This is a genomic window from Clavibacter michiganensis, from assembly GCF_016907085.1.
Classification (GTDB): Bacteria; Actinomycetota; Actinomycetes; order Actinomycetales; family Microbacteriaceae; genus Clavibacter; species Clavibacter michiganensis_O.
The window spans coordinates 3072100-3096215 of sequence record NZ_JAFBBJ010000001.1; the positions used below are offsets into that span (position 1 = coordinate 3072100).

13 protein-coding genes are annotated in these 24116 nt (G+C 74.1%); 10 read left to right on the plus strand and 3 right to left on the minus strand.

Annotated features, from left to right (window positions below):
* The first annotated feature begins 4 nt into the window (after positions 1–4).
* Both JOE38_RS14585 and JOE38_RS14590 read left to right on the plus strand, forming a co-directional pair.
* On the plus strand, positions 5–1504 hold the full coding sequence (locus tag JOE38_RS14585; protein ID WP_204576921.1) for an aldehyde dehydrogenase (NADP(+)): 1500 nt from the start codon (positions 5–7) through the stop codon (positions 1502–1504).
* Positions 1505–1686: 182 nt separating this feature from the next.
* Positions 1687–3945, plus strand: a complete 2259-nt coding sequence (locus tag JOE38_RS14590) for an acyl-CoA dehydrogenase family protein (RefSeq protein WP_204576922.1) — start codon at positions 1687–1689, stop codon at positions 3943–3945.
* Positions 3946–3957: 12 nt separating this feature from the next.
* Here the strand turns inward: JOE38_RS14590 and JOE38_RS14595 are convergent, their stop codons facing one another.
* Positions 3958–4569, minus strand: coding sequence for a DUF1349 domain-containing protein (locus JOE38_RS14595; protein WP_204576923.1), 612 nt, complete (start codon positions 4567–4569; stop codon positions 3958–3960).
* Positions 4570–4595: 26 nt separating this feature from the next.
* Complete coding sequence (locus JOE38_RS14600) at positions 4596–5336, minus strand: esterase (protein ID WP_307838894.1); 741 nt, start codon at positions 5334–5336, stop codon at positions 4596–4598.
* A 168-nt stretch (positions 5337–5504) separates the two neighbouring features.
* On the opposite strand from JOE38_RS14600, the gene pip reads away from it, so the two are divergent.
* Positions 5505–6473, plus strand: coding sequence for a prolyl aminopeptidase (gene pip / locus JOE38_RS14605; RefSeq protein ID WP_204576925.1), 969 nt, complete (start codon positions 5505–5507; stop codon positions 6471–6473).
* Positions 6474–6485: 12 nt separating this feature from the next.
* On the opposite strand, the gene JOE38_RS14610 is transcribed toward pip, so the two are convergent.
* Positions 6486–6983 (minus strand): adenylyltransferase/cytidyltransferase family protein, encoded by a 498-nt coding sequence (locus JOE38_RS14610; RefSeq protein WP_012037503.1) that lies wholly within the window; start codon positions 6981–6983, stop codon positions 6486–6488.
* A gap of 373 nt (positions 6984–7356) precedes the next feature.
* Between JOE38_RS14610 and JOE38_RS15975 the strand changes: the two genes are divergently transcribed.
* The 7 genes from JOE38_RS15975 to JOE38_RS14645 all read left to right on the plus strand — a co-directional run bounded on the left by JOE38_RS15975 (position 7357) and on the right by JOE38_RS14645 (position 24007).
* Positions 7357–9981 carry a right-handed parallel beta-helix repeat-containing protein gene (locus JOE38_RS15975; protein WP_204576926.1) on the plus strand — a complete coding sequence of 875 codons (2625 nt, stop codon included), beginning with the start codon at positions 7357–7359 and terminating at the stop codon, positions 9979–9981.
* A gap of 321 nt (positions 9982–10302) precedes the next feature.
* On the plus strand, positions 10303–12894 hold the full coding sequence (locus tag JOE38_RS14620; protein ID WP_204576927.1) for a right-handed parallel beta-helix repeat-containing protein: 2592 nt from the start codon (positions 10303–10305) through the stop codon (positions 12892–12894).
* A gap of 346 nt (positions 12895–13240) precedes the next feature.
* The gene (locus JOE38_RS14625) at positions 13241–14785 is read left to right on the plus strand and encodes a sugar transferase (RefSeq protein ID WP_204576928.1); all 1545 of its coding nucleotides are present in this window, start codon (positions 13241–13243) and stop codon (positions 14783–14785) included.
* A 1-nt stretch (position 14786) separates the two neighbouring features.
* On the plus strand, positions 14787–16019 hold the full coding sequence (locus JOE38_RS14630) for a DUF1972 domain-containing protein (RefSeq protein WP_204576929.1): 1233 nt from the start codon (positions 14787–14789) through the stop codon (positions 16017–16019).
* Positions 16016–16828, plus strand: a complete 813-nt coding sequence (locus JOE38_RS14635; RefSeq protein ID WP_204576930.1) for a CDP-alcohol phosphatidyltransferase family protein — start codon at positions 16016–16018, stop codon at positions 16826–16828. Before JOE38_RS14630 ends, JOE38_RS14635 begins: the two co-directional genes overlap by 4 nt.
* Positions 16825–18066 (plus strand): glycosyltransferase, encoded by a 1242-nt coding sequence (locus JOE38_RS14640; RefSeq protein WP_204576931.1) that lies wholly within the window; start codon positions 16825–16827, stop codon positions 18064–18066. Before JOE38_RS14635 ends, JOE38_RS14640 begins: the two co-directional genes overlap by 4 nt.
* A gap of 46 nt (positions 18067–18112) precedes the next feature.
* Positions 18113–24007, plus strand: coding sequence for a LamG domain-containing protein (locus tag JOE38_RS14645; protein ID WP_204576932.1), 5895 nt, complete (start codon positions 18113–18115; stop codon positions 24005–24007).
* Positions 24008–24116: the final 109 nt, after the last annotated feature.

Sequence of the window (24116 nt, forward strand, 5' to 3'; positions counted from 1 at the left end):
AGACATGACCCCGCACGAGACCGACACGACCACCGACCCGTCCGTGGAGGCGACCGTGGACGCCGTCGCCGCGCGCGCCGCCCGCGCCGCCGCGCCCCTCGCAGCCCTGGCGCCCGCGGCCCGCGCCCGCGCGCTCGAGGCCGTCGCCGACGCGCTGGAGGCGATCCGTCCCGAGCTGCTGCCCGTCGCCGAGCGGGAGACCGCGCTCGCGCCCGGCCGCCTCGCCGGCGAGCTGACGCGCACGACCGTGCAGCTGCGGATCCTCGCGGCCGCCGTGCGCGACGGCCGCTACCTCGACGCGCGCATCGACCACGCCGATCCCGACGCGGCTCCCGCCCCGCGCCCCGACATCCGCCGGTACCTCGTGCCCGTCGGCCCGGTCCTCAACTTCGCGGCGTCGAACTTCCCGTTCGCGTTCTCCGTCGCAGGCGGCGACACCGCGTCGGCGCTCGCGGTCGGCTGCCCGGTGGTCGCGAAGGCGCACCCGGGGCACCCCGAGCTGTCGCGCCTCGTCGCGGCGGCCGCGTCCGCCGCGCTCGTCGAGGCCGGCCTGCCCGAGGGCACGCTGCAGCTCATCGAGGGCGAGGAGGCGGGGCTCGCCATGCTGCGCGACCCGCGCATCCGCGCCGCCACCTTCACGGGATCGCTCCGCGCCGGCCGCTTCCTCGCCGACGTCGCCGCCGCCCGCCCCGACCCGATCCCGTTCTTCGGCGAGCTCGGCAGCGTCAACCCCGTCGTCATCACCGAGCGCGCCGCCGCCGAGCGCGGGGAGGACATCGCGTCCGCCCTCGTCGCGAGCGCCGCCGGATCCGCCGGGCAGCTCTGCACCGCGCCCGGCATCGTGCTGATCCCCGCGGGCCACGGCCTCGACGCCGTGCTCGCGGAGGAGGCCGGTGCCGTCGCCCCGCACGGCATGCTCAACCAGAGGATCGCCGAGGGCTACGCGGGCGGCCGCGCCGCCGCCATCGCGGTCGACGGCGTGCGGCTCGTCGCGGAGGGCCGCGCGCCCGCCGCCGAGGACGGATCCGTGACCCCCACCATCGCCGCCGTGTCGCTCACGGACTTCGAGGCTGCGGAGGACGTGCTCCGCCACGAGGTGTTCGGCCCGTTCGCGCTCCTGGTCGAGTACCCCGCGGGCACCGACCTCGCCGCCCTCGCGGCCCGCACCTTCCCGGGCGAGCTGACCGCGAGCGTCCACCTCGGCGAGGGCGAGGCCGATGCGGCCGCGGCCGAGCTGATCCGCGTGCTCGCCGCCCGCGCCGGCCGCGTGCTCGTCGACGCCTGGCCCACGGGCGTCTCCGTCACCGACGCGCAGCAGCACGGCGGACCCTGGCCCGCCACCACCCTCGACCGCGGCACGAGCGTCGGCACCGCGTCGCTCGACCGGCTGCTCCGCGGCGTCGCGTTCCAGGGCGTCCCGGACGCGCTGCTGCCCGAGCCGCTGCGCACCGCGAACCCGTGGGGCGTGCCCCAGCGGGTGAGCGCGCGCGGCGCCCGCGCCTGACGCGCGACACGGCCGCCCGGGTCGCCCGGGCGGCCCGCGGCTGAGGGTTCCCACAAGCCGCGACCGCCTGTCGCGGGAGCACGTTGGAGGCCCGCGACGTGATTTTCGGCACCCGGGGGATCCGTGCATAGCGTGGCCGATGCCGGCAGGGACGCCGGTCCAGGCGACGGCACGGAGGATCCATGGTCGACACGGCGGCACGAGGACGCACCACCCGCGGCACGAGGGGACGAGGCCCCGCCGCGGGTCCGCAGAGCGGCGCAGCCGACGAGGGCTCTCTCCACGAGGGCGCGCGCCGGGACGGCGCAGCCCCCGAGGGCGCGCTCCGCGAGGCGGGCGTCCCGGTCGCCGGCGACGTGGACGCCGAGGTCGCGCGCGATCTCGATCGCACCGACGGCGACGCGGGGACCGGCACCGGCCCCCGCGTCGACGTCGCGGGCCTGGGCAGCGTGCTCCTCGGCCGCTGGGCCGACGTCCGCCGCTCGTCCCGCGAGCTGACCAGCCGCCCCGAGCTGCACCGCGTCGAGGGCCTCGACATGCACCAGCACCGGGCGCGCGTGCGCGAGCAGCTGAAGATCCTCGTCGAGCACGGCGGCGTGCACCGCGCCTACCCGGTGTCCGTCGGCGGGCTCGAGGACCACGGCGGCAACATCGCGGGCTTCGAGGAGCTCGTGGCCGCGGATCCGTCGCTCCAGATCAAGGCCGGCGTGCAGTGGGGCCTGTTCGGCTCCGCGGTGATGCACCTCGGCACCGAGCGCCACCACCGCGAGCTGCTGCCGGGGATCATGACGCTCGCGACGCCCGGCGCCTTCGCGATGACCGAGACCGGCCACGGATCCGACGTCGCGAGCATCGGCACGACCGCGACCTACGACCCCGAGACGGGCGAGTTCGACCTGCACACCCCGTTCCGCGCGGCGTGGAAGGACTACCTCGGGAACGCCGCGGTCGACGGCCGCGCGGCCACGGTGTTCGCGCAGCTCGTCACGCAGGGCGTGAACCACGGCGTGCACTGCTTCTACGTGCCGCTCCGCGACGAGACCGGCGCGTTCCTGCCCGGCGTCGGCGGCGAGGACGACGGCCTGAAGGGCGGTCTCAACGGGATCGACAACGGCCGCCTCCACTTCGACCACGTGCGCGTGCCGCGTGCGAACCTCCTCAACCGCTACGGCGACGTGGCCGAGGACGGCACCTACACGTCCGAGATCTCGAGCCCCGGCCGCCGCTTCTTCACCATGCTCGGCACGCTCGTGCAGGGCCGCGTCTCGCTCGACGGCGCAGCGACCTCCGCCGCCAAGATCGCGCTGCAGATCGCGATCACCTACGGCAACCAGCGCCGCCAGTTCGTCGCGGGCGGCACCGACGAGGAGGTGCTGCTCGACTACCAGCGCCACCAGCGCCGGCTGATCCCGCGCATCGCGACGACCTACGCCGCGTCCTTCGCGCACGAGAAGCTGCTCGGCCAGTTCGACGCGGTGTTCTCCGGCAGGTCGGACACCGACGCCGACCGGCAGGACCTCGAGACGCTGGCGGCCGCGTTCAAGCCGCTCAGCACGTGGCACGCGCTCGACACCATCCAGGAGGCGCGCGAGGCGTGCGGCGGCCAGGGCTTCCTCGCCGAGAACCGGCTCGTCGGGCTCCGCGCCGACCTCGACGTCTACGCGACCTTCGAGGGCGACAACACCGTCCTCCTGCAGCTCGTCGCCAAGCGCCTGCTCACCGACGTGAACAAGCGCTTCGCGAAGGCCGACTTCGGGGTGCTCGCGCGGTACGCCGTGGAGCAGGCCGCGGATCGCACGCTGCGCTCGACCGGCCTGCGGACGCTCGGGCAGGCGCTCGCGGACCGCGGATCCACCGCCCGCTCGGTCGGCCAGCTCCGCGAGCCGGACACGCAGCGCGCGCTGCTGACGGGTCGCGTCGAGACGATGGTCGGCGAGATCGCGACCGCGCTCCGCGCCACCCGGAAGATGCCGCCCGCCGAGGCCGCGGCGCTCTTCAACCGGCACCAGCACGCGCTCATCGAGGCGGCCCGCGCGCACGCGCAGCTGCTGCAGTGGGAGGCGTTCACCGAGGCGCTGGATCCCGCGTCGGAGACGGGCCGGGCGATGGACGACGGCACCCGTCGCATCCTCACCTGGACCCGCGACCTGTTCGGCCTCCGCCTCATCGAGGAGGACCTGGCCTGGTTCCTGATCCACGGCCGCCTCAGCGCGCCGCGCGCCCGCGCCGTGACGGCCTACATCGACCGGCTCGTCGCGCGCCTGCGCCCGCACGCGCAGGACCTCGTGGACGCGTTCGGCTACACGGCGGCGCACGTCCGCGCGCCCGTCGCCTCCGGCGAGGAGCGGGACCGCCAGGACGAGGCGCGCGCGTACCGCGACGCCCGCATCGCCGACGGCTCCGCCCCGCGCATGGAGAAGAGCGAGAAGAAGAAGGGGTAGGGCCGGGCGCGCCTAGCCGTGCAGCGCCTGGTCCGCCGGCCCCGTGCGCCACGACGCGAAGCGGGCCGTGAAGCCCGCGCGGGTGGGCGCGCAGCAGAAGGGGCCGGCGGTCACGGAGGCGTCGGGGTCCAGCGGCGCCACGCGCACGAGCCGCCACGGCTCGTCGTCGACCCGCGCGCGCACCGTGAGGGCGTCGCCGGAGCGGCTCGCGCGGATCGTGACGAGGCGGCCGGACCAGCCCGGCACCGGGGCGAGCGACCAGTCGGAGACGCCGCGCGTGACGACCGCGCCGAGGCCGTCCTCGCCGTCGCTGCGCTCGACGCCCGCCTTGATCCACGTCTCCGCGTCGACCCGCACGAAGACGCCGGCCTGGTCGAACTGCTCGGCCAGGTCGAGCGTGAACGCCACCTCCACGGCCGACCCCTGCGGCAGCGGCGCGACGAGGGCGTGCTCCGTGTCGTGCACGAAGCCGTAGGAGGTGATCCGCCAGGCGTCGCTGCCCTCGCGGGCGGTCACGTCCATGCCGCCGTCGTGGATCCGGACGGCCGCAGGCGGGGTGGTCCAGGTGCCCCGGATCCAGGGGACGTCGGCGAGGTCGTGGTCGGATGCGGGGGAGTCGCTCATGCGACGAGGCTACGGCCGCGCGCCCGTCAGCGGTCGACGGGCTGCGGGTCGCCCAGGAACGGCACGATCGCCTCGGCCCAGTGCGCGTGCATCACGCGGTAGGAGAAGCGGTCGCGGACGTGCAGGCGCGTGCCGGAGATGTCGGGGTAGGGCGCGTGGATCACGCCGCGCTCCGGGTCGTCGAGCAGCGTCGTCGCGCGGTTGAGCCGGGACACCTGGGCCTGCAGGAGCTTCCGGGCGATCATCGGGATCGGCTGGAACTTGTCCATGGGCGGGATGCCCGTGACGACGATGCGGCAGCCGTCGCCCGCCTGCGCGCGGATGGTGGCGACGATGCCGGTCAGCCGCTCGGTCCACTCCTCGACCGACGTCGCGACGAGCACGTCGGGGATGCCGAGCGCGACCACCGCGAGGTCGAGGGGCGCCGCGGCGCGGTCGGCGAGGGCGGCGGCGGCCTTGCGCACGGTCATGTCGTACGCCGCGATGCTCTCCCACTCCATGCCGCGGCCCGTCACCGCCGTGCGACGGGAGGCGACCTGCGCGGGCATCGCCATCCCGGCGAGGAGCACGCCGTACCCGGCGACGCCGATGTCGCCGATGAACAGGACGCGTTCGGGATCCGGACCCGTGACGGCGGAGACGCCGTCGTGCTGCGGGAAGATCCCCGCCTCCATCTCGCGCATGTAGAGGTGCAGGTGCAGGCGCAGCGTGGGCCGCGCCACGGCGGCCACGGCACCGTGGGCGAGGGGCACCAGCGGCTGCAGCACCGCGCGGGGGACGGTCCCCGGCGACGGTCGCCTCACGGGCAGGGCGGGCAATGGGTCCTCGTCTCCGGGTGGGATGCGTGCGGCTCCCTGGAAGGCTACGCGGCGGAGGCCGGTGCGCCGACCCCCGTCCGGGGGTGCGGCGCCCGCGGGCGCCCGTAGGCTCGTCGCATGCAGAGCCTCTTCCCCGAGATCGACCCGCACGACACCGGCATGCTCGACGTGGGGGACGGGCAGCTCCTCTACTGGGAGGTGTCGGGGAACCCGGACGGCATCCCCGTCGTGTTCCTGCACGGCGGGCCCGGCGGCGGCACCAGCCCGACGCACCGGCGCCTGTTCGACCCGGCCCGCTACCGCATCGTGCTCGTCGACCAGCGCGGCTGCGGCCGGAGCACGCCGCACGTCTCCACCCCCGAGGCGGATCTCTCCGTCAACACCACGTGGCACCTCGTGGCCGACCTCGAGCTGCTGCGCGAGCACCTGGGGCTGGAGCGCTGGCTCGTGTTCGGCGGATCCTGGGGCTCGACCCTCGCGCTCGCCTACGCCGAGACGCACCCGGCCCGCGTCACCGGCCTCATCCTCCGCGGCATCTTCACGCTGCGCGCGACGGAGCTCGACTGGTTCTACGAGGGCTCCGCCGGCATGGTCTACCCCGACGGCTGGGAGGCGTTCACGGCGCCCGTGCCCGGGGTGGAGCGCGGCGGGATCATCGCGGCGTACGCGGCCCTGCTCGCGGATCCCGACCCCGCGGTGCACGGCCCGGCCGCGGTCGCCTGGTCCACCTGGGAGGCCTCGGGCATCACCCTGCTGCCGAAGCCCAACGTGGTCGCGCGGTTCGCCGAGCCGGCCTACGCGCTCGCCTTCGCCCGCATCGAGAACCACTACTTCATGCACGGCGGCTGGATGGAGGACGGCCAGCTGATCCGCGACGCGCACCTCATCCGCGACATCCCCACGGAGATCGTGCAGGGCCGCTACGACATGTGCACGCCGGCCGTCACCGCGTGGGACCTGCATCGGGCGCTGCCCGAGGCGCGCTTCACGATGGTGCCGGACGCCGGGCACGCGTTCGACGAGCCGGGGATCCTCGACGCGCTGATCCAGGCGACCGAGCGCGCGGCCGACCGCCTGGCGCGCTGACCTCCCGGCGGCCTAGCGGCCGACCAGCGCGGGGGAGCCGTGCGCGGCCGGCTGCGCGAGCGTCGCCGCGGGGGCCGCGGCCGGTGCGCCGACACCGCTGAGGATGTCGAGCGCGCGCCGCAGCCGCGTGCTGGAGGTGTGCATCGTGTACGGGAAGTACACGACCTCCACGCCGACGGCCGCGAACTCGGCCTCCAGGCGCTCGCCCTTCGGGGTGCCGCGCCAGTCGTCGCCCTTGAAGAAGACGTCGAAGCCGACCTCGCGCCACGTGTCGACCTTGTCCGGCAGCGTCTCCGCGCGGGCCTGGTCGACGTAGCTGATGTGGCTCACGATCTCCAGGCGCTCGGCGAGGGGCACCACGGGCGTGATGCCCTTGTTGAGCTCGAGCATCTCGTCGGAGACGACGCCCGCGATGAGGAAGTCGCACCGGCTCTTGGCGTGCTTGAGGATGTTGAGGTGTCCGACGTGGAAGAGGTCGAAGGCACCGGCGGCGTAGCCGATTCGGGTCATGGCACACGTGTCTCGGGTCGTCCGCGTCCGGGCGCGGGGACGCGCGGAAGCGGGATCGGGTGCAGCCCGGTGCGGGTACGCCGGGCGAGGTCCTCCTCGTCCGGCGACGCGGGTACGTCGGCCGCCCTGGGTGGGGGCGGCGGGGCGGGTGGACCTCCGGCGATCTTACGGGCGACCCGGCTCGCCGCGGAAGCGGGATACCCGAACGGGGGGCATCCCGCTGGATCCGGGGGCGAGCCCCCGTCCCGGCGGCCATGACCTCCTTTCGGGGGGCACAACAGGCTGTTGCTGGGTTACATTCAACGAACCCCACCTGTCTGGTGGGTTTTCATCAGCCTGTCTGACGGACCGATCCGAGCGAGGACCCGCCCGCATGCGCCACCGCACCCCATCCACCCGATCGATCCCCACGCGGACCGCGAAGCACGCCACACCCGCGTCCCGCCCCCGCCCCGCCCGCCACCTCGTCGCGCTCGCCGTCGCCGTCGGCCTCGCGGTCCCCGCCGCGCTCGTCGCCCCGCAGACCGCGGGCGCCGCGACGGGGCAGGACCTCACCGCGGGAACCCCCGTCTTCTCCGACTCCTTCACCCGCAGCGCGACCGGCGGCTGGGGCGCCGCCGCCGGCACCGCCGCGTACTCCTACGACGGCGTCTCCGCGTTCCGCGCCAACGGCGGGCAGGGCGTCATCGACCTCTCCCGGGCCGGCACCGCCGCGTCCGCCGCCGTGCCGGTCGCCGCCCCCGTCGACAGCGAGACCACCGTGCGCGTGCTGATCCCCCGCGTCCCCGCGCAGGGCAACGGCGTGTACGCGGGCGTCCAGCAGCGCGTGACCGGCTCCTCCTACTACCAGTCGAGCGTGCGGGTCGACAGCGCGGGCGACGCGCGGCTCTCGGTCGTGCGCGTCACCGGGTCCACCGCGGCGCAGGCCACCGTGGTCGGCGACACCGTCGTGGCCCGGGGCGTCGTGCCCGGCCGCGTGGTGAACATCCAGTCGCGCGTCTCCGGCTCCTCCGCGGTCGCCATCGACGCGCGCGCGTGGGTCGACGGCCAGGCCGTCCCCGGCTGGCAGGCCGCCGCCGTGGACACGAGCGCCGACCGCCTCGCCTCGGGCACGGGCACGCGCCTGTGGTCGTACCTCTCGAAGTCCTCCGGGCCGCAGGCCATCGCGTTCGACGACGTGGCGGTCCGGCCGCTGACGACGCCGGCCGCGGCACCCGCGCCGACGCCGGCCCCGACGACGCCGGCGCCCGCCCCGGCCCCCGCGCCCGGCACCGGATCGGGCACCGGCTCCTCCGACGCCGAGCAGGGCGTCTCCCTCGGCGACGCGCGCACGGGCGCGGGCTCCGCGCCCGTCGGATCCACCTCCTACGGCGTCCCCTCCGACGCGGTGTTCGTCGCGCCGACCGGCTCGAACGGCGGATCCGGCTCGAAGTCGTCCCCGTACGCCACCATCCAGAAGGCCGTCGACGCCGCCCCCGCCGGGCGCACCGTCGTCGTCCGCGCGGGCAGCTACCACGAGTCGGTGGTGATGCCGCAGGGCAAGGCCCTCACGCTGCAGTCGTACCCGGGCGAGAAGGTCTGGCTCGACGGCAGCCGGCAGGTCTCCTCCTGGACGGCCTCCGGATCCGCCCGCTACGCCAGCGGCTGGACCGTCGCGTTCGACGCGAGCCCCACCTACACGCGCGGCAAGCCCGACGGCACCGCGACCGGCTGGCAGTTCGTGAACCCCGCGTACCCGATGGCCGCGCACCCCGACCAGGTCTGGATCGGGCAGCAGGCGCAGAAGCAGGTCGCGTCGCGCGACCGGGTCGTCGCCGGCACGTTCTTCGTCGACACCGCGGCGGACCGCCTCTACCTCGGATCCGACCCGGGCAGCCAGACCGTGCGCTCGAGCGACCTCGTGCAGGCGCTCAGCGTCCGCGGCGACGGCAGCACGGTGCGCGGCATCGGGATCCGCCGCTACGCGCCCTCCGTGCCGGACCTCGGCGCGGTCGTCGTGCAGGCCAGGAACGTCACGGTCGAGAACCTCGTGATCACCGACAACGCCACGACGGGCATCTCCATCACGGCGACCGGCGCCAAGGCGACCGCGCTCACCGTCGCCCGGAACGGCATGCTCGGGATGCACGCGAACTACGCCGACGGGCTGCGCGCCTCGCGCGTGCTGGTGGCCGACAACAACACGGAGCGCTTCAACCGGGCGCCCGTGTCCGGCGGGTTCAAGATCACCCGCAGCCGCGACGTGGACGTGAAGGACAGCGCGATCCTCCGCAACGCCGGCAACGGCCTGTGGTTCGACGAGTCGGTCTACGACGCGAACGTCTCGGGCAACGACGTGATGGACAACTCCGGATCGGGCGTCGCCTTCGAGCTCTCCGCGACCATCGCGATCGTGGACAACGTGGTGGCCCGCAACGGCGAGGAGGGCGTCTGGATCGACGACACCGGCCACGTGGACATCTGGAACAACACGTTCGTCGCCAACGACCGCAACATCGACATCTCGCAGGGCACGCGCCGCGCGTCGAACCTCTCGACGCCCGGCCACGACCCGCGCCAGAAGCTGCCGGACCCCACCGTGACGTGGGTGGTGACCGACATCGACATCGCGAACAACGTGATGCAGGGATCCACCGGCAACGCGCTGCTAGCCGTCGAGGACCACTCGCACCAGCGCTCGGCCGGCCAGATGGGCATCACGACCTCCGGCAACGTGTACCAGCGGGACGCCGCGAACCGCCCCGGCTGGGCCGTGATCTGGTCCCGCGGCGCCGGGGACCCGGCCGTGTACGGATCCGTGCAGGCGTTCAGCGCCGCGACCGGCAACGACCGCACCTCGCTCGCGATCGACGGGCGCCCCGTCGTGGGCTCGGGCTTCCGGCTGACCGACGAGGTGCGCCGCGTCGAGACCCAGGTGGCCGTGCCGCTCATCGGCGCGGTCGCGGGTCTCATCGGCTGGCTGACCGGAGCGCGCGAGCTCGGGGCCGACGTGGGCTGATCCCGCGCGCGTGACAGGACGGGCCGATCCCCTCGGGTGTCGGCCCGTCCTGTCGTGCGCGGCCCGGTCGTCCCCGTGCCCGGGTGGTCGCCCCCGCGCCCCCGCAGTGGTCGTCCCCGCGCCCCCGGGCGCGGGCGCCGGTGGTCGGGGCGCGGGCGCCAGGGCGGGAACCAGTGCGCCGGGCGGGCGGATGAGTACGACTACTGGCCGCCGCGAGCTGACCGGCGGGCGGCCGGGACGGAGCCTGGGATGGCACCACGAGCCCGTCCCCGGACGGGCATCCACCGCCATCCGCCGTCGCGCTCACGCAAGGACCGTCCCATGACCGGCACGCCACGCTCGCCTCGCTCGTCCCGCTCCGCCCGCCCCCGGCACGCGATCGCGCTCGCGGTCGCCGCCGGGCTCGTCCTGCCCGCCGCGCTCGTCGTCGCGGATCCCGCGACCGCGGCGGGCGGCCAGGACATGGTCGCCGGCACCGCCGCCTTCTCGGACGCGTTCACGCGCAGCGCGACCGGCGGCTGGGGCACGGCCCCCGGATCCGCGGCGTACGCGTACGACCTGCCGTCGGCGTTCCGGGTCAACGGGACGCAAGGCGTCGTCGACCTGCCGCGCTCCGGTGCCTCCGTCTCCGCCACGCTGCCGGCCGCGGTCTCCGCGGACGCCGAGGCGACGATGAAGGTGATGCTGCCGCGGATCCCGGCCGCGGGCGGCGGCGTCTACGCCGGGCTGCAGCAGCGCGTGACCGGCTCGTCGTACTACCAGACGAGCGTCCGCGTCGACCCGGCGGGGGACGCGCGGCTGTCCGTCGTGCGGGTGAACGGATCCACGGCCGCGCAGACCACCGTGGCGGCCGAGGTCGTCGTGGCGCGCGGGCTCGTGCCCGGGAAGGTGCTCAACGTGCAGTCCCGCGTCTCGGGCTCGTCCGCGGTCGCCGTGGACGCCCGGGTCTGGCCGCTGGGCGCCGCCGTGCCCGCGTGGCAGGCGGCCGCGGCCGACTCGAGCGCCGCCCGTCTCGTCTCCGGATCCGCGACCCGCGTCTGGTCGTACCTCTCCTCGTCGTCGCCCACGCAGGCCGTCGCGTTCGACGACGTGACGGTCCGGCCGCTGACGAGGGCCGCAGCGCCGACGCCGACGCCGACGCCGACGCCGACTCCGACTCCGACCCCGACTCCGCCCCCGACCGCCCCCGCGCCGACCGCGTCGGACCCGGAGCAGACCGTGCCCCGCGGCGACGCGCGGCCAGGTACGGGATCCGGCGCCGCCCCGGTCGGCACCACGACCTACCCGGCGCCCGCCGACGGCGTCTACGTGTCGCCCACCGGCTCGAACGCCGGCGCGGGCACGAAGGCGTCCCCGTACGCGAGCATCCAGAAGGCCGTCGACGCGGCGCCGTCGGGACGCACCATCGTCGTCCGCGCCGGCACCTACCGCGAGACCGTGGTGATGCCCGCGGGCAAGGCGCTGACGCTGCAGTCGTACCCGGGCGAGGCGGTGTGGCTCGACGGCAGCCGCACGCTGACCTCGTGGACCGCGTCCGGATCCACCCGCTACGCCGCCGGCTGGGACGTGACCTTCGACGCGAGCCCCACCTACACGCGCGGCGCGCCGGACGGCACGCGCGAGGGCTGGGCGTTCGTCGACCCCGCCCGGCCGATGGCCGCGCACCCCGACCAGGTGTGGATCGGCCAGGCGGCGCAGCGCCAGGTCGCGTCGCTCGGGCAGGTGACCGCCGGCACGTTCTTCGTCGACACGGCCGCCGACCGCCTCTACCTCGGCTCGGATCCGGCCGGCCAGACCGTGCGCGCCAGCGACCGCGTCAGCGCCCTGGCCGTCCGCGGCGACGGCAGCACCGTGCGCGGCATCGGCATCCGCCGGTACGCGCCGTCGGTGCCCGACATGGGCGCGGTCGTGGTCAGCGGCCGGGACGTGACCATCGCGGACGTCGCGATCACCGACACCGCCACCACGGGCCTCTCCGTCCAGGCCACGGACGTGACCCTGCGCGCGGTGACCTCGGCGCGCAACGGCATGCTCGGGATCCACGCCAACTACGCCGACCGGCTCCGCGCCTCGCAGCTGCTGGTCGCGGACGACAACACCGAGGGCTTCAACCGGGCGCCCGTCTCGGGCGGGTTCAAGATCACCCGCAGCCGCGACGTGGACGTGGTCGACAGCGCGTTCCTCCGCAGCGCCGGCAACGGCCTCTGGTTCGACGAGTCGGTGTTCGACGCGACGGTCGCGGGGAACGACGTGCTGGCGAACACGGGCAACGGCGTCGTGTTCGAGCTCTCGGCTCAGCTCGCGTTCGTCGACAACGTCGCGGCGGGCAACGGCGCCGCGGGCCTCTGGATCGACGACTCCGGCCACGCGCAGGTGTGGGCCAACGCGTTCTCCGCCAACAGGCGGGACGTCGACATCGCGCAGGGCACCCGGCGCGCGGCGAACCTCTGGGAGGCGGGCCACGACCCGCGGCAGGCGCTGCCGGACCCGACGGTCACGTGGATCGTCACCGACATCCAGGTCGCGGACAACGTGATGCAGGGCAGCACCGGCAACGCGCTGCTCGCCGTGGAGGACCACTCGCACGAGCGCTCGGCCACGCAGATGGGGATCACGACCGCGGGCAACGTCTACCAGCGCGACGTCGCCTCGAGCCCCAGGTGGGCGATCGTGTGGGCCCGCGGCCCCGGCGACCCGGCCGTCCACGACACGGTCGGGGCGTTCGCCCAGGCCACGGGCAACGACCGGACGAGCCTCGACGTCGTGGGGCGGAAGGTGCTCGGATCCGGCTGGCGGCTGACGACCGAGGTGCAGGCGCAGCAGGCGACGGTCGCGGTCGCGGTGCCCGCCGCGGTAGCGACGCTGCGCGGGGTGGCCACCGGCGCCCGGGTGCTCGGCGCGTCGGCCGGCTGAGCGCGGACGGACGGGGGCGGGGGACATCCGTCCCCCGAAGGGGGAGGGGCGACGGGGCACAGGGTGCGTTTAGCATTGCCACCGTCACCACCCGCTGTTCACCCGTCGTACCCGCGATGGACGCTCCCGGACGAGGCCCACCCAGCCTGTCCATCCCGGAGCCGTGGACCGGACGAGGTCTTCCCGGACCGCGTCGCACCCCGCATCACCCACCTGTAACCCGAAACGCAGGAACACACCCGATGAACCCGTCATCGGCGCTGGACCGTACCCGCCGTCCGCGCCCGAACGCGCCCACCCGCCCCTCCGACACCCCGCGACCGCTCGACGCGCTGCCCGGCACGCGATGAGCACCACGAGGAACCGTCCCGCGACCCGGGGCGAGCGCACCCGCCTGCGCACCGAGCGCCGCTCGGCGCACCGCCCGATCATCGGATCCGGCGTCGCGCCCGCCGTCCCCGTCGTCCCCTCGGGCCGCCGCTGGGCCCGCGACTACCGCACCCGCCTGATCGCGAGCGACTGGGCGATCATCGTCGCCACCGTCCTCGTCGCCCAGCTCACGCGCTTCGGCACGGGGGACGCGGCCGTCGACGCCGGCTCGATGCAGCTCGACTACGGCATCGTCTCGGTGGTCGTGGTGGCCGCCTGGATCGCCGTGCTCGGCGCCTTCCGCACCCGCGACGCCCGCATCGTCGGCGTCGGCGTCTCCGAGTACAAGCGCGTCGTCAACGCGTCGGCCATCACGTTCGGCGCGCTCGCGATCGGCTTCCTGCTCCTCAAGGTCGACATCGCCCGCGGCTACGTCGTGCTCGCCTTCCCGCTCGGCGTCGTCGTGCTGCTCGTGAGCCGGTGGACCTGGCGCCAGTGGCTCATCCGCCGCCGCCTCCAGGGCGCGCACCTGTCGCGGGTGGTGGTCGTGGGATCCCGGGCCGACGTCGAGGACGTGGCCGCGCAGATCCTGCTGCGTCCCGCATCGGGCTACGCGGTCGTGGGCGTCGCGATCGACGACCACATCGCGGGCCTCGAGGTCGCCGGGCGCACGATCCCCGTCGTCTCCGACCTCGGATCCGTCGCGGCGGCCGCCGCCCGCACCGCCGCCGACGCCGTCATCGTCGCCAGCCAGCCGCGCGCCGGCAGCAACGCCGTCCGCACGCTCGGCTGGGAGCTCGAGGGCTCGTCGATCGAGCTGGTGCTCGCGTCGCGGCTCACGGACGTCGCCGGCCCGCGGATCCACTTCCGCCCGGTCGAGGGCCTGCCCCTCATCCACGTGGAGATCCCGCAGTTCGAGGGCGGGAAGCACGTGATGAAGCGGGCCCTCGACATCGCGGTGGCCGGCCTCGCGCTGGTGGTGCTCGCGCCCGTGATGCTCGTCATCGCGTGCATCGTCCGCATCGACAGCCCCGGCGGCGCCATCTTCCGCCAGGAGCGCGTGGGGAAGTCCGGCCAGGAGTTCCACATGCTCAAGTTCCGGTCGATGCGGGTCACCGCCGAGGCCGAGCTCGCGGCGCTGGCGGAGGCGAACGAGGGATCCGGCCCGCTGTTCAAGATGCGGAGCGACCCGCGCGTGACCCGCGTGGGCACCGTGCTCCGCCGCTACTCGCTCGACGAGCTGCCGCAGCTGTGGAACATCCTCGTCGGCGACATGAGCCTGGTGGGCCCGCGCCCGCCGCTGCGCCGCGAGGTGCAGGGCTACGAGAGCCACGTGCACCGCCGTCTGTTCATCAAGCCCGGCCTCACGGGCATGTGGCAGGTGAACGGCCGGAGCGACCTGAGCTGGGACGAGAGCGTCCGGCTCGACCTGTACTACGTCGAGAACTGGTCTCTGACCGGCGACGTGATGATCATGTGGCGCACCTTCCGTGTGCTCACCCGACCCGTAGGGGCTTACTGAAATGTCTGTGATCGAACCGCGTCGACTCCGCATCGCCATGGTCGGGACCCGGGGGGTCCCCGCCGCGTACGGCGGATTCGAGACCGCCATCGAGGAGATCGGGCAGCGCCTCGCCGCCCGCGGCCACGACGTCACCGTCTACTGCCGCTCGGCGAACCGCGCCCGCCCCCGCACCCACCTCGGCATGACGCTCGTGCACCTGCCCGCGCTCAAGACCAAGTCGATCGAGACGCTCAGCCACACCGCGCTGTCCGCGATCCACCTGGCCCTCGGCAAGCGCCAGGACGCGGCCTTCGTGTTCAACGCCGCCAACGCGCCGTTCGTCCCCCTCATCCGCTCGCGCGGCACGGCCACGGCCGTGCACGTGGACGGCCTCGAGTGGAAGCGCGGCAAGTGGGGCCGCATGGGGAAGAAGTACTACCGGATCGCCGAGCAGATGGCCGTGAAGAACGCCGACGCGCTCATCTCGGACGCCCAGGGCATCGCCGACTACTACGACCACGAGTTCGGGATCCCCACGGAGCTGCTCACCTACGGCGCCAACATCCTGCGCGACCCCGCGAGCGACCGCCTCGCCGAGCTCGGCCTCGAGCCCGGCCAGTACCACCTCGTCGTCGCGCGCTTCGAGCCGGAGAACCACGTCGACGTCATCGTCGACGGGTACACCGCGTCGGACGCGACCCTGCCGCTCGTCGTCGTCGGATCCGCGCCGTACTCCGCCGCGTACACCGACCGCATCGAGCAGGTCGCCACCGCCGACCCGCGCATCCAGCGCCTCGGCGGCGTGTGGGACCAGGAGCAGCTCGACCAGCTCTACGCCCACGCGCTCACCTACATCCACGGCCACTCGGTCGGCGGCACGAACCCGTCGCTGCTGCGCGCCATGGGCGCCGCGACCGCGACGCTCGCCAACGACAACGTCTTCAACCGCGACGTGCTCGGCGAGGACGGCCGCTTCTGGTCGGACGCCGCCGGCGTCGCCGCGCTCGTCGAGGGCGCGGAGGCCGCGGCCGACGAGGCCACGGCGATCGGCCGCCGCCTGCAGGAGCGCGCCGAGGAGACCTACGACTGGGACGCCATCGCCGACGGCTACGAGGAGCTCGCCGCCCGCATGACGCGCGGCTACTCCACGCACGGCATGAGCCGCGGGATCCGCTCGGCCACCCGCTGGGAGCCCGAGCTGCGCGCGAGCGACGCCGGCCGCACCTCCTTCCTGCTCGAGGAGAGCCGATGACCGCGACCGCCGACACCACGGCGCCGGCGCGCGACGAGTCGTACGCCGGCGTCGTCCGCCGCCTGGCCTCCGCGCAGAAGAAGGCCGCCCGTGGCGCGCCCGCGTACTCGATCCGCGTCAACCGTCCGGCCGGCCGCCTGCTCGCCGCGTGGGCCTACCGCGCGGGGCTCACCCCGAACCAGGTGACCGCCATCAGCGCCGCCTTCACGTTCACCGGCATCGCCCTGATCGCGCTCGTCGAGCCCGCCGCCTGGCTCGGCATCGCCGTGTGGCTGCTGCTCGCCGTGGGCTACGCTTTCGACTCGGCCGACGGCCAGGTCGCGCGCCTGCGCGGCGGCGGCTCGCTCTCGGGGGAGTGGCTCGACCACGTCGTCGACTGCATCAAGATCTCGTCGCTGCACCTCGCGGTGCTCGTGTCGATGTTCCGCTGGCCCGCCACGGACTCCGACGCGTGGCTGCTCGTGCCGATCGTGTACGCGGTCGTCGCGGCCGCGAGCTTCTTCGCGATGATCCTCAACGACCAGCTCAAGCGCGTGCACCAGATCTCGGGCGCCCCCGCGCCCGAGGCCGGCCGCTCGACCCTGCTCCGCTCGCTGCTCGTGATCCCCACCGACTACGGCTTCCTCTGCATCGTGTTCTCGCTGCTCGGCGCCCCCGTCGTGTTCCTCGCGGTCTACGCGCTGATGATGCTGGCCAACGCGGGGCACCTCGCCCTCGCGTCGGTCAAGTGGTTCCGCGACATGGGCGCGCTCGACGCGCGTCGCGCCGAGGCCGCGGCGTCGTCCGCCTCCGCCCGGGTGCCTGCGTGACCGCGTTCGCCGGCACGGAGCAGGCGATCGCCCGGGCCGACGACGAGGGCGCCGACCTCCGCGGCCGCACGATCCTCGTCGCCCACCCGAGCGCCGAGCTCTACGGATCCGACCGCGTGCTGCTCGAGAGCGTCGCGGGCCTCGTCGCCGCGGGCGCCCGCACGGTCGTGACCCTGCCGTCCGACGGCCCGCTCGTCGCCGCGCTCACGGGCGTCGGCGCGACCGTGCAGCACGCGCCCACGCCCGTGCTCCGGAAGTCGATGCTGCGCCCGCGCGGCTTCGCGGCCCTCGTCGGCCAGTCCGTCCGCGGCCTGTCGGCGGGCCTCGGCCTCGTGCGCCGCACGCGCCCGGACGCCGTGTACGTCAACACCGTCACGATCCCGCTCTGGATCCTCGTCGGCCGCCTCGCCGGCCGCCCGGTCCTCGCCCACGTGCACGAGGCGGAGGGATCCGCGTCGCGCACCGTCGGCACCGCGCTCGCCCTGCCGCTCGCGCTCGCCACGAGCGTGGTCGCGAACAGCCGCTACAGCGTCGACGTGCTCGCGCGCGCCCTCCCGAGGGTCGCGCGCCGCGCCGAGGTCGTCTACAACGGCGTGCCCGGCCCCGCCGACGTCGTGCCCGCGCGCGAGGCGCTCGACGGGGGCCTCCGGGTCCTCTACGTCGGCCGGCTCTCCGACCGCAAGGGCGTGGACGTCGCCGTCGACGCGATCGTCGAGCTCCGCGACCGCGGCGTGCCGGCGACCCTCGACATCGTGGGCGCCGTCTTCCCCGGCTACGAGTCCTACGAGGAGCAGCTGCGCACGACGATCCGCGTGCTCGACCTCGAGGAGCGGGTGACGCTGCACGGCTTCCACGCCGACGTGACCCCGTTCGTGTCCGCCGCCGACGCGTGCGTCGTGCCCTCCCGGGTGGACGAGCCGTTCGGCAACACCGCCGTCGAGGCGCTGCTGGCCGCGCGGCCCGTCGTGGTCAGCGACACCTCCGGCCTCCGCGAGGCCGCGGGCGGGTACGAGTCGGCGCAGCTGGTGCCGCCCGCGGATCCCGCCGCCCTCGCGGACGCCCTCCAGTCCATCGCGACGGACTGGGACGCGTACCGCGCCCGGGCCGCCCGCGACCGCTTCCGCGCCGAGCACCGGCACGGACCCGAGCTCTACCGGCAGCGCATCGCGCGGTCGGTGGGCACGATGCTCACGCCCACGAGGCGCGTCGGCAGCCCCCGACCGGCCAGCGACCGCTGACCACCGGCACCCCTCACCCGCTCCACCCACCCGAAGCAAGGACACCATGAGCATCATCTCCACCGCGGGACGCCGGCTGGCCGCGATGACCGCGGCCGCCGCGGTCATCCTGTCCGCGGTCGTGATCGCGCAGCCCGCGATGGCGGACTCCGCGCCGGTCGACCCGACCGACCCGAAGACCCCCGTGACGGTCACCGCCGACCCGCTGCCCACGACCCAGATCGACGGCGTCGCCTGGTCGCAGGTCGTCGTCGGCAACACGGTCTACGTCGCCGGCAAGTTCCAGAACGCGCGCCCCGCGGGCGCCGCCGCCGGCACGAACCTCACGCCCCGCAGCAACCTGCTCGCGTACGACATCCGCACGGGCGCGCTCATCACGTCCTTCGCGCCGAAGCTCAACGCCCAGGCGCTGTCGGTCACCGCGTCGCCCGACGGATCCCGGATCTACGTGGTCGGCGACTTCACGGACATCGACGGCCAGGGCTACTACCGCGCCGCGGCGTTCAGCACCGCGACCGGCAAGATCATCCCGACCTTCCGCCCCATCATGGGCAGCCAGACCCGCACGGTGAGCGCCTCGAACGACACCGTGTACCTCGGCGGCACCTTCCAGAGCGTCAACGGCGCCGCTCGGAAGTACCTCGCCGCGGTGTCCGCGACGAACGGCCAGAACACGGCCTTCGTCGCGGATGCGGACACCGTCGTGGACGCGCTCACCCTCACGAAGGACGCGTCCAAGCTCATCGTCGGCGGCCGCTTCACGCAGCTCAGCGGCACGCCGACCTACGGGCTCGGCGCGGTGGATCCCGCCTCGGGCGCCTCCCTCCCGTGGGCCGCCAACCAGCAGGTCAAGAACGCCGGCGCCGAGTCGTCGATCACGAGCCTGTACGCGACCGACGACCGGGTCTACGGATCCGGCTACACGTTCGGCGCCGGCGGCAACCTCGAGGGCGCCTTCTCGGCCGACCCGAACACGGGCGTCGTGAACTGGGTCGAGGACTGCCACGGCGACACCTACTCGGTCTTCGCGACCAGCAAGGTCGCGTACGTCGCGGGCCACCCGCACTACTGCGGCAACATCGGCGGCTTCCCGCAGACCGACCCCTGGACCTTCCAGCACAGCCTCGCGTTCTCCAAGACCGCGACCGGCACCGCCACGGCCGACCCGTACGGCTACGCCAACTGGGCCGGCACGCCGTCCCCGTCGCTGCTCAACTGGTTCCCGAAGTACGTCACGGGATCCTTCACGGGCCAGGGCCAGGCGGCCTGGAGCGTCAACGGCAACGAGGACTACATCGTCGTCGGCGGCGAGTTCCCGTTCGTGAACACCACCGCGCAGCAGGGCCTCGTCCGCTACGCCATGGCGAAGGACGCCCCGAACAAGGTCGGCCCGAACGGCAACGACCAGCTCGTCCCGAAGTCGATCTCCTACACGAAGGGCGAGGCCCGCGTCTCCTGGCAGGCCACCTTCGACCGCGACAACGCGCGCCTCACCTACAAGGTGATCCGCGACGGCAAGACCGCGACGCCCGTCTACCAGGTCACGCAGGACTCGACCTTCTGGAACCGGCCGTCGATGGGCTTCATCGACAAGGGCCTCGTGCCCGGCAGCTCTCACACCTACAAGGTCGTGGTGACCGACTCCTCGGGCAACTCCACCGACCGCAACGGCGCCGCGCCCGTCACCATCACCGACCAGTCGGGCAGCGACGCGTACGCCACGAGCGTGAAGGACGACGGCGCGACCGCGTACTACCCGCTCGACGAGAAGGACGGCACCGCCGGCCTCGACCACGTCGCGTTCGAGGACCTCCGCGTCGACGCCGCCACGCGCGGCGCCGCGGGCCCGATCGACGGATCCACCGCCACCACCTTCTCCGGCCAGGACGGGTCCTTCGCGGTCACGCCCCAGGCCGTGAAGGCGCCGGACACGTTCAGCGTCGAATCGTGGGTCAAGACGACCTCGACGAACGGCGGCAAGGTCGTCGGCTTCGGCGGCAGCAGCACGGGCACGTCGAACAACTACGACCGCATGGTCTACCTCGACAACGACGGCCGGATCCTCTTCGGCGTCTACACCGGGGCCACCCAGACCCTGAGCTCGGCCCCCGGCTTCAACGACGGGAAGTGGCACCAGATCGTCGCCACCATGGGCGCGGAGGGCATGAAGCTGTTCGTCGACGGCAAGCTCGCCGGCCAGCGCGCGGACACCACGCGCGGCCAGGACTACACGGGCTACTGGCGCGTCGGCGGCGACAACCTCGGCGGCTGGCCCAACCAACCCCGGAGCTACTACCTCGCCGGCGACATCGCCCAGGTCGCGGTCTACCCGACCGCCCTCACGCGCGCCGACGTCGTCGACCACCTGGTCGCGTCCGGCCGCACCTCGCCCATCCCGCCGGCGCCCGCGGACGCCTACGGCAAGGCGGTCTACGCGGCCGACCCGTCCTCCTACTGGCGCCTCGACGACGCCGACGGCTCGTCGACGCTCAAGGACGCCGGCCAGAACGACGTCGGCGCCAACGTCGGACGCAACGTGCGGTTCGGCCAGGCGGGCGCCCTCTCGGGGCCGGTCGGCCAGGCGGCGGCGTTCTCCGACAGCATCGCGGTGAGCCAGCAGCGGGTCGCGAACCCGACCGCCTACTCGCTCGAGATGTGGTTCCAGACGACGACCACGCGCGGCGGCAAGCTGATCGGGTTCGGCGACAACGCGGATCCGTTTGCCTTCTCCGGCAGCTACGACCGCCACGTCTACATGCAGGACGATGGACGCCTGCAGTTCGGCACGTGGACCGGCCAGACCAACCTCGCGACCTCGCCCCGCGCCTACAACGACGGCCAGTGGCACCACATGGTCGCGTCGCAGGGATCCGACGGCTTGAAGCTCTACGTGGACGGCGACCTCGTCGGCCAGAACGGCCAGACGCAGGCGCAGGCCTACGACGGCTACTGGCGCATCGGCGGCGACAACACGTGGGGCTCCTCCAGCGGCACCTTCGAGGGCCGCATGGACGAGGTCGCGGTCTACCCGACCGTGCTCGCGCCCAGCACCATCGCGACGCACTTCTCGCTCGGGACGACCGGCCGCGTGCCGAACCAGGCCCCCAAGGCCGCGTTCACGCCGACCGCCGACTTCCTGACCGCCTCGTTCGACGCGACCGGATCCACGGATGCCGACGGCACGGTCACGGGCTACGCCTGGGACTTCGGCGACGGCGTCCAGGCGTCCGGCGCGACCCAGTCGCACACGTACGCCGCGGCCGGCACCTACCCGGTGACGCTCACGGTGACGGACGACCGCGGCACGACGAACCGCACGCAGCAGGACGTCACGGTGAAGGCGGCTCCCGTCAACATCGCGCCCACCGCCGTGGTCACCGCGACCGCGACCGACCTCACCGCGAAGCTCGACGGATCCGCCTCCACGGACCCCGACGGCACCGTCGCCTCCTCCGCGTGGGACTTCGGCGACGGCAGCACGGGCACCGGCCCGACGCCCACGCACGTCTACGCCGCGGGCGGCACCTACACGGTGACGCTGACGGTCACGGACGACAAGGGCCTCACGGGCAGCGCGTCCACGCAGGTGACGGTCGTCGCGCCCCCGGTCAACCGGGAGCCCGCCGCGGTCATCGCGTCCACCACGACCGACCTCGTCGCGAACCTCGACGGCCGCGCCTCGAGCGACCCGGACGGCACCATCGCGTCGTGGGCGTGGGAGTTCGGCGACGGCACGACCGGCACCGGGGCCTCCATCGCCCACCCGTACGCGACGGCCGGCACCTACACGGTCGCGCTGACGGTGACGGACGACAAGGGCGCGACCGGTCGCACGACCGCGAGCGTCACCGTCACCGCCCCGCCCGTGAACCAGGCGCCCGTCGCCGCGTTCACGAGCACCCAGGCGAACCTCGTCGCCTCGCTCGACGCCTCCACGTCGAGCGACCCCGACGGCACCGTGGCGTCCTACGCCTGGGCCTTCGGGGACGGGACCACCGGCACGGGCCGCACCACGACCCACGCCTACGCCGCGGCCGGCACCTTCGCGGTGTCGCTCACGGTCACGGACGACAAGGGCCTCGCCACGACGAGCACCTCGCAGGTGACCGTCCAGGCGCCCGCGTCGAACGTGCTCGCGCAGGACTCGTTCGGCCGCACGGTCGCGACGGGGTGGGGCACGGCCGACCTCGGCGGCGCCTGGCGCGTCACCGGCGGCACCAACATCGTCAAGGTGCAGGACGGCACGGGCCAGGTCGTCTCGCCGAAGGGCGAGACCCGCACGATGACCCTCGACGCGGTCTCCACCACCTCGTCGGACGTCAGCGCGACCTTCTCGCTCGACGCCGTCCCCACGGGCGGCGGCTCCTACACCCGGGTCAACTCCCGCCAGGTCGGTTCGGCCTTCTACCAGACGCAGGTCTGGATCAAGGCGACCGGGCAGATCCAGCTGGTGCAGTCGGAGGGGGCGACGACCCTCGGGTCGTACATCCTCCCCGGCACGACCTACCAGGCCGGCCAGCAGCTCCGCGTCCGCGTCCTGACGACCGGCACCTCGCCGACCACCGTCAAGGCGAAGGTGTGGGTCGCCGGCCAGGCCGAGCCCGCCGCCTGGCAGACGAGCGTCACCAGCTCGACCGCCGCGCTGCAGACCGCCGGCTCCGTCGGGATCCAGACCTACCTCTCGGGGTCGGCGACGGCACCCGTGACCACGCGGATCGACGACCTGGTCGTCGCCCGCGACGGCCAGGCGCCCGCACCCGCGCCCGCCAACCAGGCCCCGACGGCGGCGTTCACGTCGACCGCGAAGGACCTGACGGCGTCGTTCGACGGATCCACGTCGACGGACGCCGACGGCACGGTCGCGTCCTACGCCTGGGCGTTCGGCGACGGGACGACGGGCACCGGCAGGACCGCGACCCACGCCTACGCCGCGGCCGGCACGTACACGGTGTCGCTCACGGTGACGGACGACAAGGGCCTCGTCTCGGCGAAGAAGGACGGGACGGTCACGGTGACCGCGCCGGTCGTCGCGCCGGCCAACCAGGCCCCGGCCGCCGCGTTCACGTCGACGGCCAAGGACCTGACGGCCTCGTTCGACGGATCCACGTCGACCGATGCGGACGGCACGGTCGCCTCGTACGCCTGGGCGTTCGGGGACGGGACGACCGGCACCGGTCGCACCGTGGATCACGCCTACGCCACGGCCGGCACCTACGCGGTGTCGCTCACGGTGACGGACGACAAGGGCCTGGTCTCGGCGAAGAAGGACGGCACGGTCACGGTGACCGCGCCGGTCGTCACGCCGCCCGCCGCCGGGATCCTCGCGCAGGATACCTTCACCCGCACCGCCGCGAACGGCTGGGGCACGGCGGAGACCGGGGGCGCCTGGCGCATCACCGGCAACGCGTCGATCCTCAAGGTGCAGGACGGGAAGGCGCAGGTCACGAGCCCCGCCGGCGAGACCCGCACCGCGAGCCTCGACGCCGTGAGCACCACCACCTCGGACGCGCAGGTCTCCTTCGCGCTCGACAAGGTGCCCACGGGCGGCGGCGCGTACGTGCGGATCAACTCGCGCCAGGTCGGCACGTCGACCTACCAGACGCAGGTCTGGGTGCGGTCGACCGGCCAGGTCATGATCGTGCAGTCGGAGAACGGCACCAACCTCAAGTCGGTCGTCGTCCCGAACCTCACGTACACGGCCGGGCAGCAGCTGCGGGTCCGCGTGCAGGTCACGGGCACGTCGCCCACCACGATGAACGCGAAGGTCTGGCCCGTCGCCCAGGCCGAGCCGACGGCGTGGCAGTCGACGACGACCGGGACCCTGGCCGCCCTGCAGACCGCGGGCACCTTCGGGATCCAGACGTACCTGTCGAGCTCGGCCGCCGGACCCGTCGCGTTCACGCTCGACGACCTGCTGGTGACGGACGGCACCGCCCGATGAGCTAGCAGCCGGATGACGACGCCCCGGCGGGCGGGTCCCACGCGGACCCGCCCGCCGGGGCGTCGTCCTGACATGATCGACAGGGCCGTTCCGCGGCCGGGGGAATGAG

Coding starts and splice junctions, on each gene's coding strand:
- JOE38_RS14595 (WP_204576923.1), bottom strand. CDS start 4,569: ATGAGCGACTCCCCCGCATCCGACCACGACCTCGCCGACGTCCCCTGG.
- JOE38_RS14585 (WP_204576921.1), top strand. CDS start 5: ATGACCCCGCACGAGACCGACACGACCACCGACCCGTCCGTGGAGGCG.
- JOE38_RS14645 (WP_204576932.1), top strand. CDS start 18,113: ATGAGCATCATCTCCACCGCGGGACGCCGGCTGGCCGCGATGACCGCG.
- JOE38_RS14635 (WP_204576930.1), top strand. CDS start 16,016: ATGACCGCGACCGCCGACACCACGGCGCCGGCGCGCGACGAGTCGTAC.
- JOE38_RS14610 (WP_012037503.1), bottom strand. CDS start 6,983: ATGACCCGAATCGGCTACGCCGCCGGTGCCTTCGACCTCTTCCACGTC.
- pip (WP_204576925.1), top strand. CDS start 5,505: ATGCAGAGCCTCTTCCCCGAGATCGACCCGCACGACACCGGCATGCTC.
- JOE38_RS14620 (WP_204576927.1), top strand. CDS start 10,303: ATGACCGGCACGCCACGCTCGCCTCGCTCGTCCCGCTCCGCCCGCCCC.
- JOE38_RS14625 (WP_204576928.1), top strand. CDS start 13,241: ATGAGCACCACGAGGAACCGTCCCGCGACCCGGGGCGAGCGCACCCGC.
- JOE38_RS15975 (WP_204576926.1), top strand. CDS start 7,357: ATGCGCCACCGCACCCCATCCACCCGATCGATCCCCACGCGGACCGCG.
- JOE38_RS14590 (WP_204576922.1), top strand. CDS start 1,687: ATGGTCGACACGGCGGCACGAGGACGCACCACCCGCGGCACGAGGGGA.
- JOE38_RS14630 (WP_204576929.1), top strand. CDS start 14,787: ATGTCTGTGATCGAACCGCGTCGACTCCGCATCGCCATGGTCGGGACC.